Raw genomic sequence first — 18388 nt, 5'->3', positions numbered from 1 at the left:
GCGGGCGACTCGCGGCCTATCCCTTGATGGCGCCGATGATGACCCCCTTGGTGAAGTGGCGCTGGACGAACGGGTAGACGAAGAGCACCGGCAGCAGGGCGATGACGACGATGGCCATCTGGATGGCCAGGCTCGGCGGCAGGCTCTGGCCGGGAAGGGTGCCGACACCGCTCTGGCCGACGATCAGGGACTGGCCCTGGAGGACGTACTGCCGCAGCACCACCTGCAGTGGCCACTTGGCGTTGTCGTTGAGGTAGAGGACGGCGTTGAAGAACGAGTTCCAGTAGCCGACCGCGTAGAACAGGCCGATGACCGCCGTGACGCCCTTGGACATGGGCAGCACGATGGTGCGCAGGATGCGGAACTCGTTCGCGCCGTCGATGCGGGCGCTGTCGGTCACCTCGTCCGGGATGTTCATGAAGAACGCCCGCATCACCACCAGGTTGAACGCGGTGACCGCGCCGGGCAGGATCAGCGACCAGTACGTGTCGATCAGTCCCAGCGAGCTGACCAGCAGGTAGTTGGGGATCATCCCGGGGCCGAACAGGAAGGTCAGCAGCACCAGGAAGAGCATCGGCCGGTGCAGCAGCGAGCCGGGCCGGGACAGCCCGTAGGCGGCCAGCACGGTGACGGTCAGGCTGATCGCGGTGCCGACCAGGGTCACGCCGAGGCTGACCAGGACCGACCGGGTCACCACGCCACCGGAGAACAGCTCCTGGTACGCGGCGAAGGAGAGCCCGCTCGGCACGGTGACCAGGCCACCTGCCTCGGTCACCGCCTCCTGGGTGGACAGGCTGGTCAGCACGACCATGTAGATCGGGAACAGTACGCCCACCGTGATGAGCGTCAGCAGGAGTCCCTTGAGGAGCGCGCCGACGCGGCTGGGCCGCTCGGCCCAGGGGGGAAGAGTCGTCATGATCGTTTGTAGATTCCCTGCTCGCCGAATCGATGGGCGACCCTGTTGGCGATCAGGATCAGCACCAGCCCCACCAGGCCCTTCACCAGACCGGCCGCGGCGCCGTAGCTCCACTCGCCGGTGAGCAGCGTGCGCCAGTACACGAAGGTGTCCAACACCTCGGCGGCGTCCCTGCCGACCGCGTCGCGCTGCAGGAAGAACTGCTCGAAGCCGACGTTCAGCGCCTCGCCGAGGCGCAGGATCAGCAGCAGCACGATGACCGGGCGCAGGCCGGGCAGGGTGATGTGCCAGAGCCGCCGCCAGCGGCTCGCGCCGTCGACGGCGGCGGCCTCGTAGAGGTTCTGGTTGATGGCCGCCAGCGCGGCCAGGAAGATGATCGTCCCCCAGCCGGCGTCCTTCCAGACCGTCTCGGCGGTCACCAGCACGATGAACGTGTCCGGATTCGTCATGAGATCGAAGCCGCTGTAGCCGTGGTCGCGCAGCGTCTGCGAGAGCAGGCCCGCGCCGCCGAACATCTGCTGGAACAGCGTGACCACCAGCACCCACGAGAAGAAGTGCGGCATGTAGACGATGCCCTGGATGAACAGGCGCAGCCGGGGCCGCACCACGCTGTCCAGCAGCACGGCCAGCAGGATCGGTACCGGGAAGTAGAAGACCAGCTGGAACGCGGTGATCGTCAGGGTGTTGAGCGTCGCGTCCCAGAAGCTCTCGTCGAACATCAGCCACTGGAAGTTGGCGAACCCCACCCACGGGCTGTCGGCGATGCCCACGTACGGCGAGTAGTCCTGGAACGCGATCACGTTGCCGAGCAGCGGGACATAGTGGAACACGATGAGCAGCCCGATCGCGGGCAGTGCCATCAGCAACAGCTGCCAGTCACGTTTCAGTCGCGATCCGAAGGGTTGCGGGCGCGCCCGGCTTGTCGTGGAGCCCCTTCTACGGACATCCTTGGAGGTGCCGGTGCCGGCGGGTGAGGTCAGGTCACCCGCCGGCCCGGTCTTCGCGTGGTCGCTAAGCACGGCCGTTGTCCCGCAGGACCTTCAGGTAGAAGTCGCGGGCCTCGTCCCCGCCGTCCCGCCGCCACTCCGCGGCGATCTGCTTGGCGTCGCTCACCGGGCGACGGCCGCGCATGATGTCGGTGAACTTGTCCTCGGTGGGAACCTGCAGCCCGGAGAACTTCGACGGCCGCTGGATCCTGATCCCGTCGAACGGGCCCTTCTCGATGTGGGGGAAGGTCGCGTTCTGCCACTCCACGTTGAGCTTGACCGCGTCGGGGTAGGGCCAGTCCACGTAGAGCGGGCGCCCGCCGAGGAAGCCGTAGGTGTAGGCGACCTCCTTGCGGCCGAGGTCGTTCGTCTCCGGGATGCCGTTCGCGCCCCGGGTGAAGTGCTTGCCCTCCACGCCGAAGTTGGCGAGCTCGTACTCCTTGGTTCCGAACGGCGCCGCGCACCAGTTAAGGATGGCGAGGATCTCCTCCACCTGCTCCTTGGGCAGCCCCTTCTTGACGAAGGTGAAGATGCCCGCCGCGGTGCCGTGGTACATCAGCGGCGTGCCGCCGTCGTGGGCGAAGACCGGGAAGACGCCCAGGCTGAAGTCGGGGTTCTTGCCACGGTGCTGCTGCAGCAGCTCCTTCCAGCCGCCCAGCCCGTCGCGGTAGACGAGGATCTGCCCGGCCCCCATCAGGTCCTTCTCGTTGGCGCCCTTGCTGCCGACCACGCTCGGGTGGACCAGTTCCTCCTTGAAGACCTTCCGCATGAACTCCAGCATCAGCTCGAACTCGGGGGTCTCGTACTTGTGGACGAGCTTGCCGCCCTCGTACCGCCAGTCCTGCGGGATCCTGAAGGTCGGCCACATCATCTCGTGGATGCTGCCGAACGCCCAGCGCTTGGCCTTGGGGTCGGTGATCTCCTTGCCGAGCTGGAACAGCTCGTCGGCGGTCTTGGGGTTGGTGTTCCAGCCGTTCTTGTCGAACAGGTCCTTGCGGTAGAGGAGCGCGAAGGGGTACGGCTCGGTCGGGAACGGCACCGCCATGAGCTTGTTGTTCCAGACCGACCACTGCCAGGCGGCGGTCGGCAGGTTGGCCAGCAGCGGGTAGGGCGCGACCTTGTCGCCCTGCAGGTAGGGGGTGAGGTCCTCGAACGCCTTGTCGACGGCGGTGTTGAAGTCCGCCATCTTGTCGATCTCCCAGCTTGGGATGACCATGATCTCCGGGATGTCCCCCGCGGCGAGCCTGGCGATCGCCTTGTCGCCGTAGACGTTACCGTCGGTGATCTGGAACTCCACGGTGGCGCCGATGTCGGCGTTGACCGCCTGGAAGTAGGAGTTGCTCGCCAGGCCGGGCGGCGGCGGGCCCCAGAGCGGGGTCATGGCCTTGTAGGTGCCGCCCTTGCCGGCCTTCTGGGTGAGCGCCGCGGTGGGGGCGGCCGGGTAGGAGGTGAAGCCGCCGCTGACGTCGGGGACCCCGGGCAGCGTGGAGACCGTGCCCGGAAGGTCGGGCTTGACACCGGGGAAGGCGGTGTAGGTGGGGGTGAGGGACGTCAGCTTGTCCGCCGCGGCGGCCGTGGCGCCTCCGCTGCCCGGCCGGGGGCCGCTGGGCGCGGAACACGCGGCCAGCAGGCCGCCGCCGGCGACCGCGGCCGCGCTGAGCCCCACCAGGCCGAGGAAGCCTCGGCGGCTGGTCATCGCGCCCTGGGGAAGATCTTTCACGGGGCGCTCCCTTCATTGGTTCGAGACGGATCGGGGGGTGTCGTGGAGCATGGCTCCGGGGTAGAATTAGTTCGTCTTTCGACCAAACAAATTAGTCGAGGGTGACCGTCGCCACAAGGGACCGCCGATCGCGGGCCGCCGGGGGGTGGTCACAGATTGGTGAACGATGGGGCATGATGGGGCCAGCCTGGCCGAGCGGGAGCGGGACTCACCTTGATCACATCTACGACTGACCCGCGTCCGGCCGACTTCGCCGACGTGCGGGCCACCAACCTGGCCGTGGTGCTGAGGTTCGTGCGCGAGCACGCGCCGTGCTCGCGGGCCGACATCGCGGCGTCCACCGGGTTGAACAAGGCGACCGTGTCGAGCCTGGTCGCCGACCTGATCGACCGCCGCCTGGTCAGGGAGACCGGCCTGACGGAGAACCGCGTCGGCCGCCCGGCCACGATGCTGGTGCTCGACGGCTCGCCGTACGCGGCGATCGGCATCGAGATCAACGTCGACTACGTCACCGCGGTCGCGGTGGACCTGTCGGGGGAGAGGCTGCTCTCCTGGCGGAGGTCCTTTCCCGGCGCCGCGGGCACGGTGGGGCAGGCGATGGCCACCGTCGCCGGGATCGTCCGCCGGGTGGTGAGCCGGATGACCAAACAGGAGCGCCAGGTCCTGGGGCTGACCGTGGGCGTACCCGGACTGATCGGCACCGACGGCACGGTGCGCATCGCGCCCAACCTCGGCTGGCGCGACGCCGACCTCTGCGGCGACCTCACCAAGGCGCTGCGCGACCCGGGTTTCCCGGTCCAGGTCGACAACGACGCCAACCTGGCGGCCCTGGCCGAGCACCGCTTCGGCCCGCATGCCGGGACGGCCAACCTGGTCTACCTCACCGGCGAGATCGGGGTCGGGGGCGGGATCATCCTCGACGGCCGGCTGCGCAGGGGAGGTCAGGGCTACGGCGGCGAGATCGGCCACATCCAGCTCGACCCGCTCGGCGCCGAGTGTCGGTGCGGGCGCCTGGGCTGCCTGGAGGCCGTCGCCGGGATCGGCGCCGTGCTGGAACACGCCGCGATCTCGCCCGCCGAGGTCGAGCTCGAACTCGACGAGGTGGTACGGCTGGCCCGCGGGGGCGACCCGGGCACGCTCGGGGTCCTCGACACCGTGGGCCGCAACCTCGGCAAGGGCGTGGCGGTGCTGGCCAACCTGCTCAACCCCGAGGTGGTCATCCTGGGCGGTTACTACGTACCGCTCGCGCCGTGGCTGCTGCCCGCGGTGGAGACCGAGACGCGGGGGCGCACGATCGCGCCGGACGCCGGGGGCTGCCGGGTCGTCGCCTCCACGCTCGGTTATGGCGCGGCGGCGCTGGGTGGTGCCGCCCGAGTGCTCGACTCGGTGGATTCGGGCCGTTTGCCGCGAATCTCTTGACCTGGGCCGCACGGGAGTGCACCCTTCAGGGAAGCTCCGCTCGAAACACGCGCGTAACGCACGGGTGGCGACCGGAGTTTTCCCGGACCGATTATCGAAGCGCTTCGACAGAGGCGTTCTTCCAGGACAGAAATCGAAGCGCTTCGACGCTCTCAAAGGGATGGTCCCCGATGAACGAACCGTTCCGTGACCCGGAACTCCCCCTCGCGCAGCGGATCGCGGACCTGCGGAGCAGGCTCACGCTGGAGGAGAAGGTCGGGCTGCTGCACCAGTACCAGCAGCCGGTGGAGCGGCTCGGGCTCGGTCCCTTCCGCACCGGCACCGAGGCGCTGCACGGCCTGGCCTGGCTCGGTCCCGCGACGGTGTTCCCCCAGGCGATCGGGCTGGCCAGCACCTGGGATCCGGACCTGGTGCGGCGGGTCGGCGAGGCCACCAGCGACGAGGTGCTGGCCTTCCACCACAAGGATCCGGCGGGGGCCGGGCTCAACGTCTGGGCGCCGGTGGTCAACCCGCTGCGCGACCCCCGCTGGGGTCGCAACGAGGAGGGCTACTCCGAGGACCCGTGGCTGACCGGTGTGATGGCGACGGCGTACGCCTCCGGCCTTCGTGGGAGCGATCCCACGGTGCTGAAGACCGCCCCCACCCTCAAGCACTTCCTCGGCTACAACAACGAGACCGACCGCTGCGTCACCTCCAGCAACCTGCCGCCCCGGGTGCTGCGCGAGTACGAGCTCCCGGCCTACCGGTCCGCGCTGGCCGACGGCGCCGCGGTCGCCGTGATGCCCTCCTACAACCTGGTCAACGGCCGCCCGGCCCACCTCAGCCCGCTGATCGGCGAGGTGCTGCGAGCCTGGGCGCCCGACGACCTCCTCGTGGTCAGCGACGCCTACGCGCCCGCCAACCTCACCGGCCTGCAGGCCTACTACGACGACCTTCCCGAGGCCTACGCGCACGCGATCAGGGCGGGGCTCGACAGTTTCACCCAGGACGACGAGCGGAGCGAGGCCACCCTCGGGCACATCCACGCCGCGCTGGAGCGCGGCCTGCTCACCGAGGCCGACATCGACCTCGCGGTACGGCACACGCTCTCCATCCGCTTCCGGCTGGGCGAGTTCGACCCCGCCACCCCGTACGACGACATCACCGAGGCGGTGGTCAACTGCCCCGAGCACCAGGAACTGGCCCGCGAGGCCGCCCGGCGCTCGATCGTGCTGCTGCGCAACGACGGGATCCTGCCGCTGACCTCGGTGCGCAGGATCGCGGTCATCGGCCAGCTCGGCGACACCCTCATGGAGGACTGGTACTCGGGGACGCTCCCCTACGCGGTCACCGCCCGCGCCGGGCTCGCCGAGCGCTGCGAGACCGTCTTCTGCGAGGCGGTGGACCGGATCACGCTCTCGGTGGACGGCGGCCACGTCGTCGCCGACCTCGACGGCGGGCCGCTCGGCGTCGGCGCCGAGCCCGGCCTGTTCGACCTGTTCGACTGGGGCGGCGGCTGCTACGCCCTGCGGGCCGTGGCGACCGGGCGCCACCTCTCGGTCGGCGACGACGGCGTGCTGGTCAACGACCAGCCGGGACCCAACGGCTGGGAGGTGCGCCAGACCTTCCGCACCGAGGAGCGCCCGCGCGGCACGCTGGCGCTCAGGCACATCTCCACGGGCCGCTACGTCGCGCTGGACGGCGAGGTCTTCCGCCTGGTCGACGATGCCGACGCCGCCGCCTGGCTCACCGTGGAGCGGGTGGCCGGCGGCGCCGAGGCCGCCGCCGCGCTCGCCGCCACCGCGGACGTGGCCGTGGTGGTCGTCGGGGACCATCCGCTGGTCAACGGCAGGGAGACCGAGGACCGCCTGGACCTGGCGCTGCCCGCCGCGCAGCAGGCGGTGGTCGAGGCGGTACGCGCGGCCAACCCGAGGACCGTCATGGTGATCAGCAGTGGCTACCCGGTGACCTGGGACGGCGACGACCCGCCCGCGGTGCTGTGGTCCTCGCACGGCGGCCAGGAGTACGGGCACGCGCTTGCCGAGGTGCTGTTCGGCGACGCCGACCCCGAGGGGCGGCTCACCCAGACCTGGTACGACTCCGCGTGTGAGCTTCCCGACCTGCTCGACTACGACATCATCGCCGCCGACGCGACCTACCAGTACTTCCGGGGCACCCCGCTCTACCCCTTCGGCCACGGCCTCAGCTACACCACCTTCGACTACACCGACCTGGCCGTCTCGGTGCGGGACGGCCGGCTCAGCGCCTCGGCCACCGTCACCAACACCGGTGCCCGAGCCGGGGTGGAGGTCGTCCAGATCTACACCCGTCAGCGGAGCTCCCGGGTCAAGCAGGCGCTGCGCCGCCTGCGGGGCTTCGTCAAGGTGCGGCTCGCCCCCGGCGAGAGCACCCGGGTCGACTGGGACCTCGACGTTCGGGAACTGGCCTTCTGGGACGTCACCGGGGGCCGGTTCGTCGTCGAGGACGCGTCCCACAAGATCATGATCGGTGGCTCCGCGCGCGACATCCGGCTCTGCGCCTCCTTCCACGTCGACGGCGAGCGCATCCCGCCGCGCGACGCCTTCGCGGGCCCGATCGCCGCGGTGGACCACGACGAGTACGACTCGGTGGCGTTCGTGGACGCGGCCAGGATCTCCGGCGACGCCGTGCGGTCCACCGCCGAGGGGGCGTGGATCGTGTTCCGCTCGGTCGACCTGGGGGAGGGGGCCGCCTCCTGCTCGGTCAGCGCCACCAGCGCCGAGGGCGGTGTGATCACCCTGCGCCTGGACGACCCCCTCTACGGCCCCGTGATCGGCGACCTCCCCGTCCCCCGCGCCGGCCGCCATGACCTCACCGAGGTGCGCGCCGGGCTTGCGGAGCAGGGAGGAGTCCACGATCTTTATGTGGTGTTCGAGAACATCGGGATCACCGTGGCCGCCCTGAGCTTCTGCGAGACCGCATGAGTGAGCGGGCGGTGACCATCAGCGAGGTCGCCAGGCACGCGGGAGTGGCGGTCAGCACCGTGTCGTACGTGCTCAGCGGGAAGCGGGCGATCTCGGCCGACACCCGGCGCAGGGTGCTCGACAGCGTGCGGGTCCTCGGATACCACCCCAATGCCGGGGCGAGGGCGCTGGCCAGCAAGCGGGCCAACGTCATCGCGCTGGTGCTGCCCCTGCGGGCGGGGATGCACGTCCCGGTGCTGATGCAGTTCGCCACCTCGGTGGTCACCGCCGCGCGGCAGTACGACCACGACGTGCTGCTGCTGACCGCCGACGAGGGGTCGGACGGGTTGCGCAGGGCGGCGGCGAGCGCGCTGGTCGACGGGCTGGTCCTGATGGACGTGGAGCTGCACGACAGCCGGGTGCCGCTGCTCAAGGACCTCGCCGAGCCCAGCGTGCTGATCGGTTTCCCCGCCGACTCGGCCGGGCTGACCTGCGTCGACCTCGACTTCGCGAGGGCGGGTGCGCTCTGCGTGGAGCACCTGGCCGAGCGCGGGCACACCGAGGTCGCGCTGCTCGGCGCGCCCTCGGTCGTCTACGACCGGGGCACCGGTTTCGCCCGCCGCACCCGGGAGGGCTTCACGGCGGCCGTGGCCGACACCGGCCTGAAAGGGGTGGCCCTGTCGTGCGAGGAGAACTTCGACCAGGTGTCCACCGTGATCGCCGAGCTGCTGGACACCAGGCCGGGCCTGTCCGGGCTGGTCGTGCACAACGAGGCCGCGGTCAACCACGTGCTGGGAGCGCTGCGCCAGCACGGCAGGCGGGTGCCCGACGACGTCGCCGTGGTGGCGATCTGCCCGGACGACATCGCGGAACGCTCCAGTCCGCCGCTGACCTCGGTGCTGATCCCGGCCGAGGAGGTGGGCCGCCAGGCGGTCCGGCTGCTCATGGAGAAGCTCGAGGGCCACACCGTCCCCGAGGACACCCTGCTCCAGCCGCGGCTCACCGTGCGCGACAGCACCTGAGAGCCGCCGTGCGCCGGGATGACATCACTCGGAGCCCGGCGACGGGCTCCGATAACACCGAAGGGCGCGCTCCCCCCGAAGGGGAAGCGCGCCCGGCGTCGTCCTACTCGTTGTCCTGCCGCGGCGGGGGCTACCAGTCGCCCCCGCCGAAGTCTCCGCCGCCGAAGTCTCCGCCGCCGCCGAAGTCCCCCCAGCCTCCGCCGCCGAAGTCGCCGCCCCCGCCGAAGTCGGTGCCGCTGTCGGCGACCCCCTGCTCGTAGCCGGCTCCGTAGCTACCGTAGCCGCCGCCGAATCCGCCGCTCAGCATGCTGCCCATCATGGTGCCGACGAGCATGCCGGTCATGACATCGCCGAAGCCGCCGTAGTAACCGTAGGCGTAGGGCTGGTAGGCCGGTCCCGCGTCGTAGTACGGGCGGCGCTGGCCGTTGACCATGACCTCGCGGGTCTGCGGCTCGAAGCCGCGCTCGACGGCCTCCGCGTCGGCCGCGCAGGCGGGCACGTCGCGCAGCGCGCCGCCGGGCGGGGCCCAGCGCACGTCGCGGACGGAGGGCCCGTGCTGCGGGTTGAAGAAGCACGGGGAGCGCCGCTCGGGCAGCGGCTGGTTGTTCACGCGCGCCTTCACGCAGGCGAGGGCGTAGCGGCCCTCCTCCAGCGCGGTGGTCACGCCGCGGAGCTCGTCGGGGCGGTTGACCGCCGCGAGCTCCACCTTGGCCCGCTCGTAGGAGTCCAGGGCGCGCTGCCAGTCCTGCAGGTGGTCGGCGCCGTTGCCGAGCAGCTTGACGTCGGTGTCGAGGTCGGTGATCTCCTCGCCGAACTTGGTGACGTCCTCGTCCACGGTCTGCTTGACCGCGGCCAGTTCGGCGGCCTCACGGATCTCGCGCTCCTTCTTCTTCTTGCGGGAGTAGAAGAAGATGCCCGCGCCACCGGCCGCGGCCAGCACCAGGATGCCGACCAGCACGCCCGCACTGGAGCCGCTGCTGGAGGAGCTGGAGGAGTCGGAGGACTTGGCGGGCACACCCGCGCCCGTCGCCGCGTCGTCCGCCAGCCTGGCGAAGTTGATCACGCTGTCGGTCGGGCTGTCGGTCTTGGCCCGTCCGAGCAGCTCGTCGATGTCGACGCCCTTGATGTTCGTGACGCCGAACGGGGTCCTGCCGTTCATCACCAGGACCGTCGACTTGGGGCCGACGCTCTTCAGGAGCGAGCTCAGCAGGGTCCTCGCCTGGGACTGGCTGGTGATCGAGTTCTCGGGGAGCAACGCCACGTAGACGGAGGAAGTCTTTTCCGCCGCGCCGCGCATGGCGTCGACGGCGTTGGCGGGCAGGCCCGCCGCGGGATCGGCGTAGAAGTGGTCCCCGTCCTTCAGCTCCGAGGCGATCGCACTGGGGTCTGGCGCCGCGGCGTGGGCCGCCGGGGCGAGCATGAAAACGGCCAGCAGCCCGGCGAACAGTGCCATGAGCATGGCACCGAAACGGCCTGGCGCGGTTCTAATCGTGGTCACGGCAGAAAGCCTCCTTCGTCCTGAAGACGAATGAGTGGACGTCAGAGTTCCTACATCCCGACCGTATCCTTTTCCGAACCGGGTCAGGCGTCTACCGGGGCATCCGTGTGTGATCGTCGCGCCACGGCCCGCGTGGACCCGCGCACCCGAGAGCTCGGGCGAGCGTGGCCGGGGCTTTCGGGGCACCCCGGGAGCCCGGCCCCGGCGCGATGTCCGTGGATCTCCACCGGATCCCCGGGGCGCCGGTGAACGTGGGCGTACACCGCGCCGGGCGGGAACTCAGACGTCCTTGATCTCGCAGATCGTGGCACCCGAGGTGACGGTCTGGCCGACCTGCGCCGCCAGTCCGGTGATGGTGCCGGCCTTGTGCGCGGCGAGCGGCTGCTCCATCTTCATCGCCTCCAGCACGACGATCGTGTCACCGGCCGCGACGGTGTCGCCGTCGGCGGCGACGACCTTGACGATCGTGCCCTGCATCGGGCTGACCAGCGAGTCGCCGCTCGCGGCCTTCTTGGCCACCCCGCCGCCGCCGCGGCGCGGTGCCTTCGACGTCGCGCCGCCCGAGCCGGGATTCCCGGCGGCGAACCCCGCGGGGAGCACCACCTCCAGCCGCTTGCCGGCCACCTCGACGGTGATCCGCTGCCGCTCGCCCGGCTCCTCGGCCTCGCCGTGCTCTCCCGCGTGCGGCGCGATCGTGTTGTCGAACTCGGTCTCGATCCACCGGGTGTGCACCGAGAAGGGCGCGCCGGTGAACGCGGGATCGGACACCACGGCACGGTGGAAGGGCAGCACGGTCGGCATGCCGTCGATCTCGAACTCGGCCAGCGCCCGGCGCGAGCGCTCCAGGGCCTGCCTCCTGTCGGCTCCGGTCACGATCAGCTTGGCGACCAGGGAGTCGAAGGACTGCGGGACGGTCATGCCGGTCTCGTAGCCGGAGTCCAGGCGCACCCCGGGACCGGAGGGGGCGCTCATCCGCGTGATCGTGCCGGGGGCGGGCAGGAAGCCGCGCCCGGCGTCCTCGGCGTTGATCCGGAACTCGATCGAGTGGCCGCGCAGCACGGGGTCGCCGTATCCCAGCTCCTCGCCGTCGGCGACGCGGAACATCTCGCGTACCAGGTCGACGCCGGCCACCTCCTCGGTGACCGGGTGCTCGACCTGCAGCCGGGTGTTGACCTCCAGGAAGGAGATCGTGCCGTCCTGGCCCACCAGGAACTCGCAGGTACCGGCCCCGACGTAGCCCGCCTCGCGCAGGATCGCCTTGGAGCTGGTGTAGAGCAGGTCGAGCTGCTCGGGGGTCAGGAAGGGGGCGGGCGCCTCCTCGATCAGTTTCTGGTGGCGGCGCTGCAGCGAGCAGTCACGGGTGGACACCACGACCACGTTGCCGTGGGTGTCGGCCAGGCACTGGGTCTCCACGTGCCGGGGACGGTCCAGGTAGCGCTCGACGAAGCACTCGCCCCTGCCGAACGCGGTGACCGCCTCGCGGACCGCGCTGTCGTACAGCTCGGGGATCTCCTCCGCGGTGCGCGCCACCTTCAGCCCGCGCCCGCCGCCTCCGTAGGCGGCCTTGATCGCGATCGGCAGGCCGTGCTCGGCGGCGAAGGCGACGACCTCCTCGCTTCCGGAGACCGGATCCTTGGTGCCGGCCACGAGCGGCGCGCCGACCTTCTGCGCGATGTGGCGGGCCTGCACCTTGTCACCGAGCGCGATGATCGCGGCCGGCGGCGGGCCGATCCAGGTCAGGCCGGCGTCGATGACCGCCTGGGCGAAGCCGGCGTTCTCGGCCAGGAAACCGTAGCCGGGGTGTACGGCGTCCGCCCCGGTCTCCGCGGCGACCCGCAGCAGCTTGGTGATGTCGAGGTAGGTCTCCGCGGGTGTCTGGCCACCAAGGGCGTGCGCCTCGTCCGCGACCCGGACATGGAGCGCGTCCAGGTCCTGGTCGGAGTAGACGGCGACACTGGCCAACCCGGAGTCCTTGCACGCGCGGGCGATTCGAACCGCGATCTCACCACGGTTGGCGATCAAGACCTTATGCACCGACGTCGTTCCCTTCGGACGTGCGAACAGGGGGCTGGCGGGCCTCCAACGGAGTGTAAGCGGCGCCTGATGGCGGAGCGGAGGGGGGTCCTACCTGCCCAGGTACGCGCCGCCGTTGACGTGCAGGACCTGCCCGGTCACGTGGCGCGCCTCGGCGGAGGCGACGAACCGCACGGTCTCGGCGACGTCGTCCGGGGTCCCGGCCCTGCCGTTCCTGGTGCCCTCGACCCTGCGGCGCACCCCCTCCTCGGTGAGACGGCCCCGGAAGAACTCGGTGTCCACGATCAGGCCGGGGGAGACCACGTTGGCGGTGACGCCCCGCGGCCCCAGCTCGGCGGCCAGGTCGGCGGTCCACGCCTCCACGGCCGCCTTGGCCGCGCCGTACGAGCCGGAACCGGTGCCCCTGGCCGCGATGGAACCGATCGTGATGATCCGGCCGCCCTCGGCGAGACGCGGGACGAGCGCGCTGGTGACCAGTACGGCCGACATCAGGTTGGCGTTGAGGTTGGCCCACCAGCCCTCCGCCACGTCCATCAGGTCGTCGCCGGACGGTACGCGGTCCAGGTTGGTGTTCCCGCCCGCGTTGTTGACCAGCACGTCCACCCGCGCGGGCAGCCGCTCCAGCGCCTCGCCCACCGCCACTGGGTTGGCCGCGTTGAACGCCACGTACGAGACGCCCAGCCGGTCGGCCGCCTCCTTGAGCACCTGCTCGCGCCGCCCGGTGACGGTCACCCGGTCGCCCTGCGCGGCGAACGCCGCCGCGATGGCGTAGCCGATTCCGGTGCCTCCGCCCGTCACCACAATCTCACGCACTGCCCATATCTCCTTGAATCACTAAAAATCAAGACAATGAAGAACGTTAGTCTCTCAGCGGCGAAGGGAACGTCCATAGCCGCTCGGTATATCCCGGATACCCCTGTGATCCGTACGCCTATCGTGATTTCGTTTGGTGACCAACCCCCGACACCGATCCGAAGGAGACTGGCATGAGCCAGAACTTGCTCGGCGGCAACCCCGCGGAAATGCAGCAGATGGCCACCCAGTTCACCCAGCAGGCCGACCAGGTCAGAGCAACCGTGGCTGCCCTTGACAGGGAGGCGGCGAAGGTCGGAACCGCCTGGACGGGGCCCGGCGCCCAGCGTTTCAGCGAGGCCTGGCAGAACTATCGCGCCGCTTTCCAGCGCATGTCCGAGGAGCTCGGCGAGGCTTCTCGGGTGATCAACACCTACCGCGGCAATATCGAGTCCGCCACGCGATAGGAAACGGCCCGCCGAAATGCCCCGGTTCTTGAAGGACCGGGGCATTCTCATGTGACGGCCGCCTGGATGGGGGTCACCGAGCCCAGGGTCACCAGCAGGCCGCGCCCCGGGGGGCCGCCGACCGCGCCTCGGGGCAGCCGGACCGTGAACAGATCGCCGTCGGCGGGGCTCTGGACCGAGAGCAGCAGGCCGGTGCGCCCCTTGCGGGTCTCGGCCGCGAAACCTCGGTAGGCGGTGGTCAGGTCGCCCGTGGTACCACCGATGATCATGCCGTGCTCGCCGTCCCTGCCGCTCCGGAGCACCTGTTCGAGCGCGGTGCCCAGGGGAGAGTCCGGGGAGATCAGCTCGGCGTCGTCGACGATCACGACGTAGCGGTCCTGTCCCGTGACGGCCTCGTGCAGGTCACCGTTCGCGTCCAGCACGGCCAGCACGCCGGGGGTGTCCACCAGCGTGCACAGCGGGCTGCGCCGGGGAGTCACCAGGACCGTGGGGGTGCCCTGGGCGAGCAGGGAGTGGGTGGCGGTCAGCAGTGCCGTGGACCTGCCGGACCTGGGCGGCCCCGCGACGACCGCGCCGGGGCCGTGGGCCAGCAGGTCGACGCCGAGCGGGGCCAGCGAGTCGCCCCCGGCGCCGAACAGCGCCCACAGCGGCGACGGCGGCCGGAAGGAGGGCACCAGATCCAGGACCTGCGCCGCGGTGACGCGCATCGGCAGCGCGTCCACCCGCAGCGGCGGGTCGGCGGTGATCTCCGGCGCCGACCGGGCCAGCGCCTGGAGCGCGGCGACCTGCGCCGGTCCCGAGGGGTCGTCGCAGAGCAGCGCGATCTGGCTCTCGGTCGTGCCGTACTCGCCGGTGGACAGTGCGCGGCCCGGCGCGAGGGTCGTGGGCAGGTCCTTGACCGGCAACCCGGCCAGGCCGTAGTCGGACGGGTCGGCCAGCCGCAGGATCAGCCGGTCGTCGAAGACCGTGGAGATCTGCCCGAGCAGCACGGACCTGTCACCGGTCACCACGGCCCGCAGTCCGACCGCGGGTCCCTCCCGCAGCAGCTGCATCAGCGAATCGATCAGCCGCCCGTAGTCATAGCCCTCGAACGCGGCGACGAATCCCTCCCACCGGTCGAGCATCAGGACCAGCCACGGCAGCCGGGGGCCGTCCGTGCCGGCGCGCAGCTCGGCCAGCGAGGCGTACCCGGCCTCGGCGAGGAGTTGCTGGCGCCGCCCCACCTCCGCGCGGAGCCTGGCCAGCAGCCGCTCCACCCGGTCGAGCTGGTCGCGCGTCACCACGGCGCCGCAGTGCGGCATCGCCATCAGGGGCAGCAGCGCCCCCGAGCCGCAGTCGATCGCGTGCACGTGCACGTCGTCGGGGGAGGTCCGGCCGGCGATCGCCCCCGCGAGCGTGCGCAGCGCCGTGGACCGCCCGCTCCGCGAGGCGCCCGCGATGAGCAGGTGCCCCCCGCCCGCGAGGTCGAGCGCCAGTGCCCGCCGGTCCTGCGCCCAGGGCATGTCGGTGACCCCGAAGGCCAGCGGCGGCACCTCCTCGGCCCCCGTCCGGTAGGGCAGGCCGGTGGACGGTGTGGAGAGGCCGGGGACGACCGTGAGCTCGGGGAGCGGTTCGAGCCAGGGACTCGGCTGCTCCGCGACTCCGGCGACGCGGGCCGCCTCGACGAGCGCGTCGGCGAGTACCGACAGGTCGGTGACGTGGCCTCCCTCGACCCCCGCGCGCGTCGGCCTGGGGCGGCCCAGCGCCTGCCAGCCCACCTCCGTCACCCGCACCCTGGCCTCGCCGCCCGAGACACCGGGGCTCCGTCCGCCGATCCGCGCGGTCTGCACCGCCGTCGCCGCGCCCGCGCCCGACTTCACATAGCACCGGCCGGGAGCGGACTTGGGGATGTACGCGGCGTCCGGGCGGTCGATGACGTCGGCGGACTCGGTGGCCTCGGTGACCCGCAGCGCGATCCGCAGGGACGTGTTGGCCTGTATGTCGGCGGTCACCACCCCGCCGGGGCGCTGGGTGGCGAGAATGAGGTGGATGCCGAGCGAGCGTCCCCGCCTGGCGATGTCGACCAGCCCGGTCATGAAGTCGGGCAGCTCGCTGACCATGGCCGCGAACTCGTCGATGACCAGCACCAGCCGGGGCAGCGGGGCCGGAGGCTCGGCGCGCCCGCGCAGCGGCCTGACCGGCGCGCCGCTCCCGGCGACGAGCAGGTCCCGGGAGGCACGGGCCGTGCGGGCGTCGCGCAGCTCGTGGTAGTCCTCGATGTCCTTCGCTCCCACGGTCAGCAGCAGGCGCTCACGGCGGCGGATCTCGGCGGCCAGGGAGGCCAGGGCCCGCTGGGTCAGGTGGCCGTCGAGGTCGCTGACCATGCCCACCGTGTGCGGCAGCCGCACGCACTCCTTGAACGCGGCGCCGCCCTTGTAGTCGATCAGCACGAACGTCATCTCGTCCGGCCTGTTGGCCACCGCCAGCGAGCAGATCAGGGTCTGCAGCAGCTCCGACTTGCCCGCACCGGTGGTGCCCGCGATGAGCGCGTGCGGTCCGTCCCTGCGCAGGTCGACCGAGAACGGCCCCTCGGGGCCCACCCCCACCACGGCCTCGGTCGCCCGGCCCCAGCGCTCGGCCAGGGCCGCACCGGAGACCGACGGCAGCTCCAGCAGGTCGAGCAGCCGCGCGGAGCCCGGCAGGGCGAGGCCGGCGTCGTCGCGGCTGACGTCGCGGATCGGCGCCAGCGAGCGGGCCAGCCGGTCGCACCAGGCGGCCGTCACCTGGTCGGCCAGGATCTCGCCGAGGTCGTCCAGGCCACCGCCGCGCAGCCGCACGGTGCCGTCGGTCTCCATGGCGGCGACGGTGGCGCACTCCTCGGGCAGCAGCCGCTGGTCGCCGTCCACCGCCAGGGTGTAGACGCCCGCGCGTGGTCCCTGGCGCAGCACCTGGGGCATGCCCGGCAGCGCGCGCAGCACCTGCGCGCCGTCGAGCACCACCAGCACGTCGTAGGGGCGTTCGTCGTAGACGGGGGCGGCGTACGGCTGTTCGGACCCGCCGCCCCCGCCCAGGTCGCCCCAGCCTGCCGGTACGCGGCCGAGCCTGGCCGCGGACCCCGCGGCGGCGTCGTCGCCGAGGCGCTCGTCGATCAGCGCGGCCAGCTCGCTCACCCTGCGGGCCGCGGCCTCGGGGTCGGCGCCGACCAGGGCCACGCAGTCCTCGCCGCCGCGCGGGGCGCAGTGCGGCAGCCACCGTACCCAGCTCCACCGCTCCTCGCTGTCACCGTGCGCGGAGAGCACGACGATCGCCAGGTCGCGCGGGCTGTGCAGGGCGGCGGCCTGGCCGACCAGCCAGCGCGCCAGCCCGGCCGTCGTCTCCCTGGGCCCGGTCAGACCGGCGACGCCCAGGCGGCGCATGGCGAGCGCCACCGGCACCGCCTGGCAGGTGGGCGGGTCGGGCATCGGGGTGTCGGCCGGCGCGGAGCGCTCGGGGGTGAACTCCAGGTCGGCGGCCAGGTCGGCGAGGCCGACCCGGAGCCGCAGCGCGTCGGGGTCGTGGTCGCGCCGCTCCCAGAGCCGCCGCCGGGGGCCCGTCACGGTGAGCAGTACCTCGGCGGGGTCGGGCGCGGCGGCGCGGCGGGCGGTCTCGTCGTCGGCGCGGGCGCGCTCCACGGTCGCCTCGAAGACCTTCAGCCGCTCCCGGTACTCCTTGAGTTGCCGGCGGTACTGCTTGCGGCCGTGCCGCCGGTCGCTCCACCACTGGCCGATCATGATCAGCGGTGTCATCAGCGCGAACAGCAGGAAGTACCAGGTCTGCAGTGCCCAGGCCATGCCGAGTCCCAGCGCCGCGGGCAGGAAGGCGGTCAGCAGCTGCAGCCGCATGGTCTCGGCCCGCCTGGGCTCGGCCGGCACCTCGAAACGCCGCGCGCCGCCCGGCGGGCGGAACCTGGGCGGCCGGTTGTAGGCCAGGCCGCCGTCCGGCTGCGCGTCCAGGTGCGCGTCGGGCGGCTCCACCGCCTTGAGGGTCAGCACGCTGCCACCGCAGCTCAGCAGGGCGTGCTCGGGCCAGGGCAGCGGACCTTCCAGCCGTTCGCGGTCGAGCAGGGCCCCGGCCCCGCCCCCGGGGTTCCCCGGCTCCACCGTGATGGCGTCCGGGGTGAGCCGCACCACGGCGGCCAGCGCGGGCAGCCGGGGGTCGGACACGGCCACCGAGCAGGCGGGGTCGGAGCCGATGGTGTGCACGCCCAGGCTGAGGCGGTGCACCGACCCGGCGGCGGGCCCGCCGATCACCCGGATCTCCACGATCCCGCCGGGCTCCTCGGCGAGGGTGGCCAGGGCGAGCGAGCGGTCGAGGGTGACCAGGTCGCCGTCGCGGAGCAGGCCGAGCGCGGGGGCGTCGGGGTCGAGGGGGCGTCCGTCCAGCCAGAGCGCCGGGGGCTCGGCCCCGGCCGCGTCACGGCCCAGCCCGTACGGGGCCTTGCTGCGCGTCAGCCGCACCACGTTGCTCGGGCGCTCGCCGCCCTGGCCCGCGAGTGACTCGGCGAGCCGTGCCACCGTGGTCGTCTCGTCGCCCTCGACCACGACATCGCGGTCGGCGTGCTCGCTGAGCACGGTGAGCATGATCCGCATCGACGC

11 protein-coding genes are annotated in these 18388 nt (G+C 71.8%); 4 read left to right on the top strand and 7 right to left on the bottom strand.

The window, feature by feature from the left end; all coding sequences use genetic code 11:
- Positions 1-16: 16 nt before the first annotated feature.
- Genes AB0J58_RS24985 through AB0J58_RS24975 form a run of 3 tightly spaced genes read right to left on the bottom strand, consistent with a single transcriptional unit; the run spans position 17 to position 3622 of the window.
- Positions 17-916 (bottom strand): carbohydrate ABC transporter permease, encoded by a 900-nt coding sequence (locus AB0J58_RS24985; RefSeq protein ID WP_364219429.1) that lies wholly within the window; start codon positions 914-916, stop codon positions 17-19.
- Complete coding sequence (locus tag AB0J58_RS24980; RefSeq protein WP_364219426.1) at positions 913-1935, bottom strand: ABC transporter permease subunit; 1023 nt, start codon at positions 1933-1935, stop codon at positions 913-915. Before AB0J58_RS24980 ends, AB0J58_RS24985 begins: the two co-directional genes overlap by 4 nt.
- Positions 1928-3622: an extracellular solute-binding protein gene (locus tag AB0J58_RS24975; RefSeq protein WP_364219423.1), complete on the bottom strand. Its 1695-nt coding sequence runs from the start codon at positions 3620-3622 to the stop codon at positions 1928-1930. The genes AB0J58_RS24980 and AB0J58_RS24975 overlap by 8 nt, the downstream gene beginning before the upstream one ends.
- 213 nt (positions 3623-3835) lie before the next feature.
- On the opposite strand from AB0J58_RS24975, the gene AB0J58_RS24970 reads away from it, so the two are divergent.
- From AB0J58_RS24970 to AB0J58_RS24960, 3 genes are all read left to right on the top strand, one after another.
- Positions 3836-5041, top strand: a complete 1206-nt coding sequence (locus AB0J58_RS24970; protein WP_364219420.1) for an ROK family transcriptional regulator — start codon at positions 3836-3838, stop codon at positions 5039-5041.
- A 170-nt stretch (positions 5042-5211) separates the two neighbouring features.
- A complete protein-coding gene (locus tag AB0J58_RS24965; protein ID WP_364219417.1) occupies positions 5212-7983 on the top strand; it encodes a glycoside hydrolase family 3 C-terminal domain-containing protein in 2772 nt (923 codons plus the stop codon).
- Positions 7980-8984 (top strand): LacI family DNA-binding transcriptional regulator, encoded by a 1005-nt coding sequence (locus AB0J58_RS24960; RefSeq protein ID WP_364219414.1) that lies wholly within the window; start codon positions 7980-7982, stop codon positions 8982-8984. Before AB0J58_RS24965 ends, AB0J58_RS24960 begins: the two co-directional genes overlap by 4 nt.
- Before the next feature lie 130 nt (positions 8985-9114).
- On the opposite strand, the gene AB0J58_RS24955 is transcribed toward AB0J58_RS24960, so the two are convergent.
- The 3 genes from AB0J58_RS24955 to AB0J58_RS24945 form a co-directional block, all read right to left on the bottom strand.
- Positions 9115-10482: a hypothetical protein gene (locus tag AB0J58_RS24955; RefSeq protein WP_364219411.1), complete on the bottom strand. Its 1368-nt coding sequence runs from the start codon at positions 10480-10482 to the stop codon at positions 9115-9117.
- Positions 10483-10761: 279 nt separating this feature from the next.
- Positions 10762-12516 carry a biotin carboxylase N-terminal domain-containing protein gene (locus tag AB0J58_RS24950; protein ID WP_364219408.1) on the bottom strand — a complete coding sequence of 585 codons (1755 nt, stop codon included), beginning with the start codon at positions 12514-12516 and terminating at the stop codon, positions 10762-10764.
- Between the two features lie 90 nt (positions 12517-12606).
- Positions 12607-13329, bottom strand: a complete 723-nt coding sequence (locus AB0J58_RS24945) for an SDR family oxidoreductase (protein WP_364219405.1) — start codon at positions 13327-13329, stop codon at positions 12607-12609.
- Positions 13330-13502: 173 nt separating this feature from the next.
- Between AB0J58_RS24945 and AB0J58_RS24940 the strand changes: the two genes are divergently transcribed.
- A complete protein-coding gene (locus tag AB0J58_RS24940) occupies positions 13503-13775 on the top strand; it encodes a WXG100 family type VII secretion target (protein ID WP_030907662.1) in 273 nt (90 codons plus the stop codon).
- Positions 13776-13822: 47 nt separating this feature from the next.
- On the opposite strand, the gene AB0J58_RS24935 is transcribed toward AB0J58_RS24940, so the two are convergent.
- On the bottom strand, positions 13823-18382 hold the full coding sequence (locus tag AB0J58_RS24935) for an FtsK/SpoIIIE domain-containing protein (protein WP_364219402.1): 4560 nt from the start codon (positions 18380-18382) through the stop codon (positions 13823-13825).
- Between the last annotated feature and the right edge of the window lie 6 nt (positions 18383-18388).

Source organism: Streptosporangium sp. NPDC049644 (assembly GCF_040675205.1).
Lineage (GTDB): Bacteria > Actinomycetota > Actinomycetes > Streptosporangiales > Streptosporangiaceae > Streptosporangium > Streptosporangium fukuiense.
This window is presented reverse-complemented; position numbering and strand designations above follow the sequence as displayed.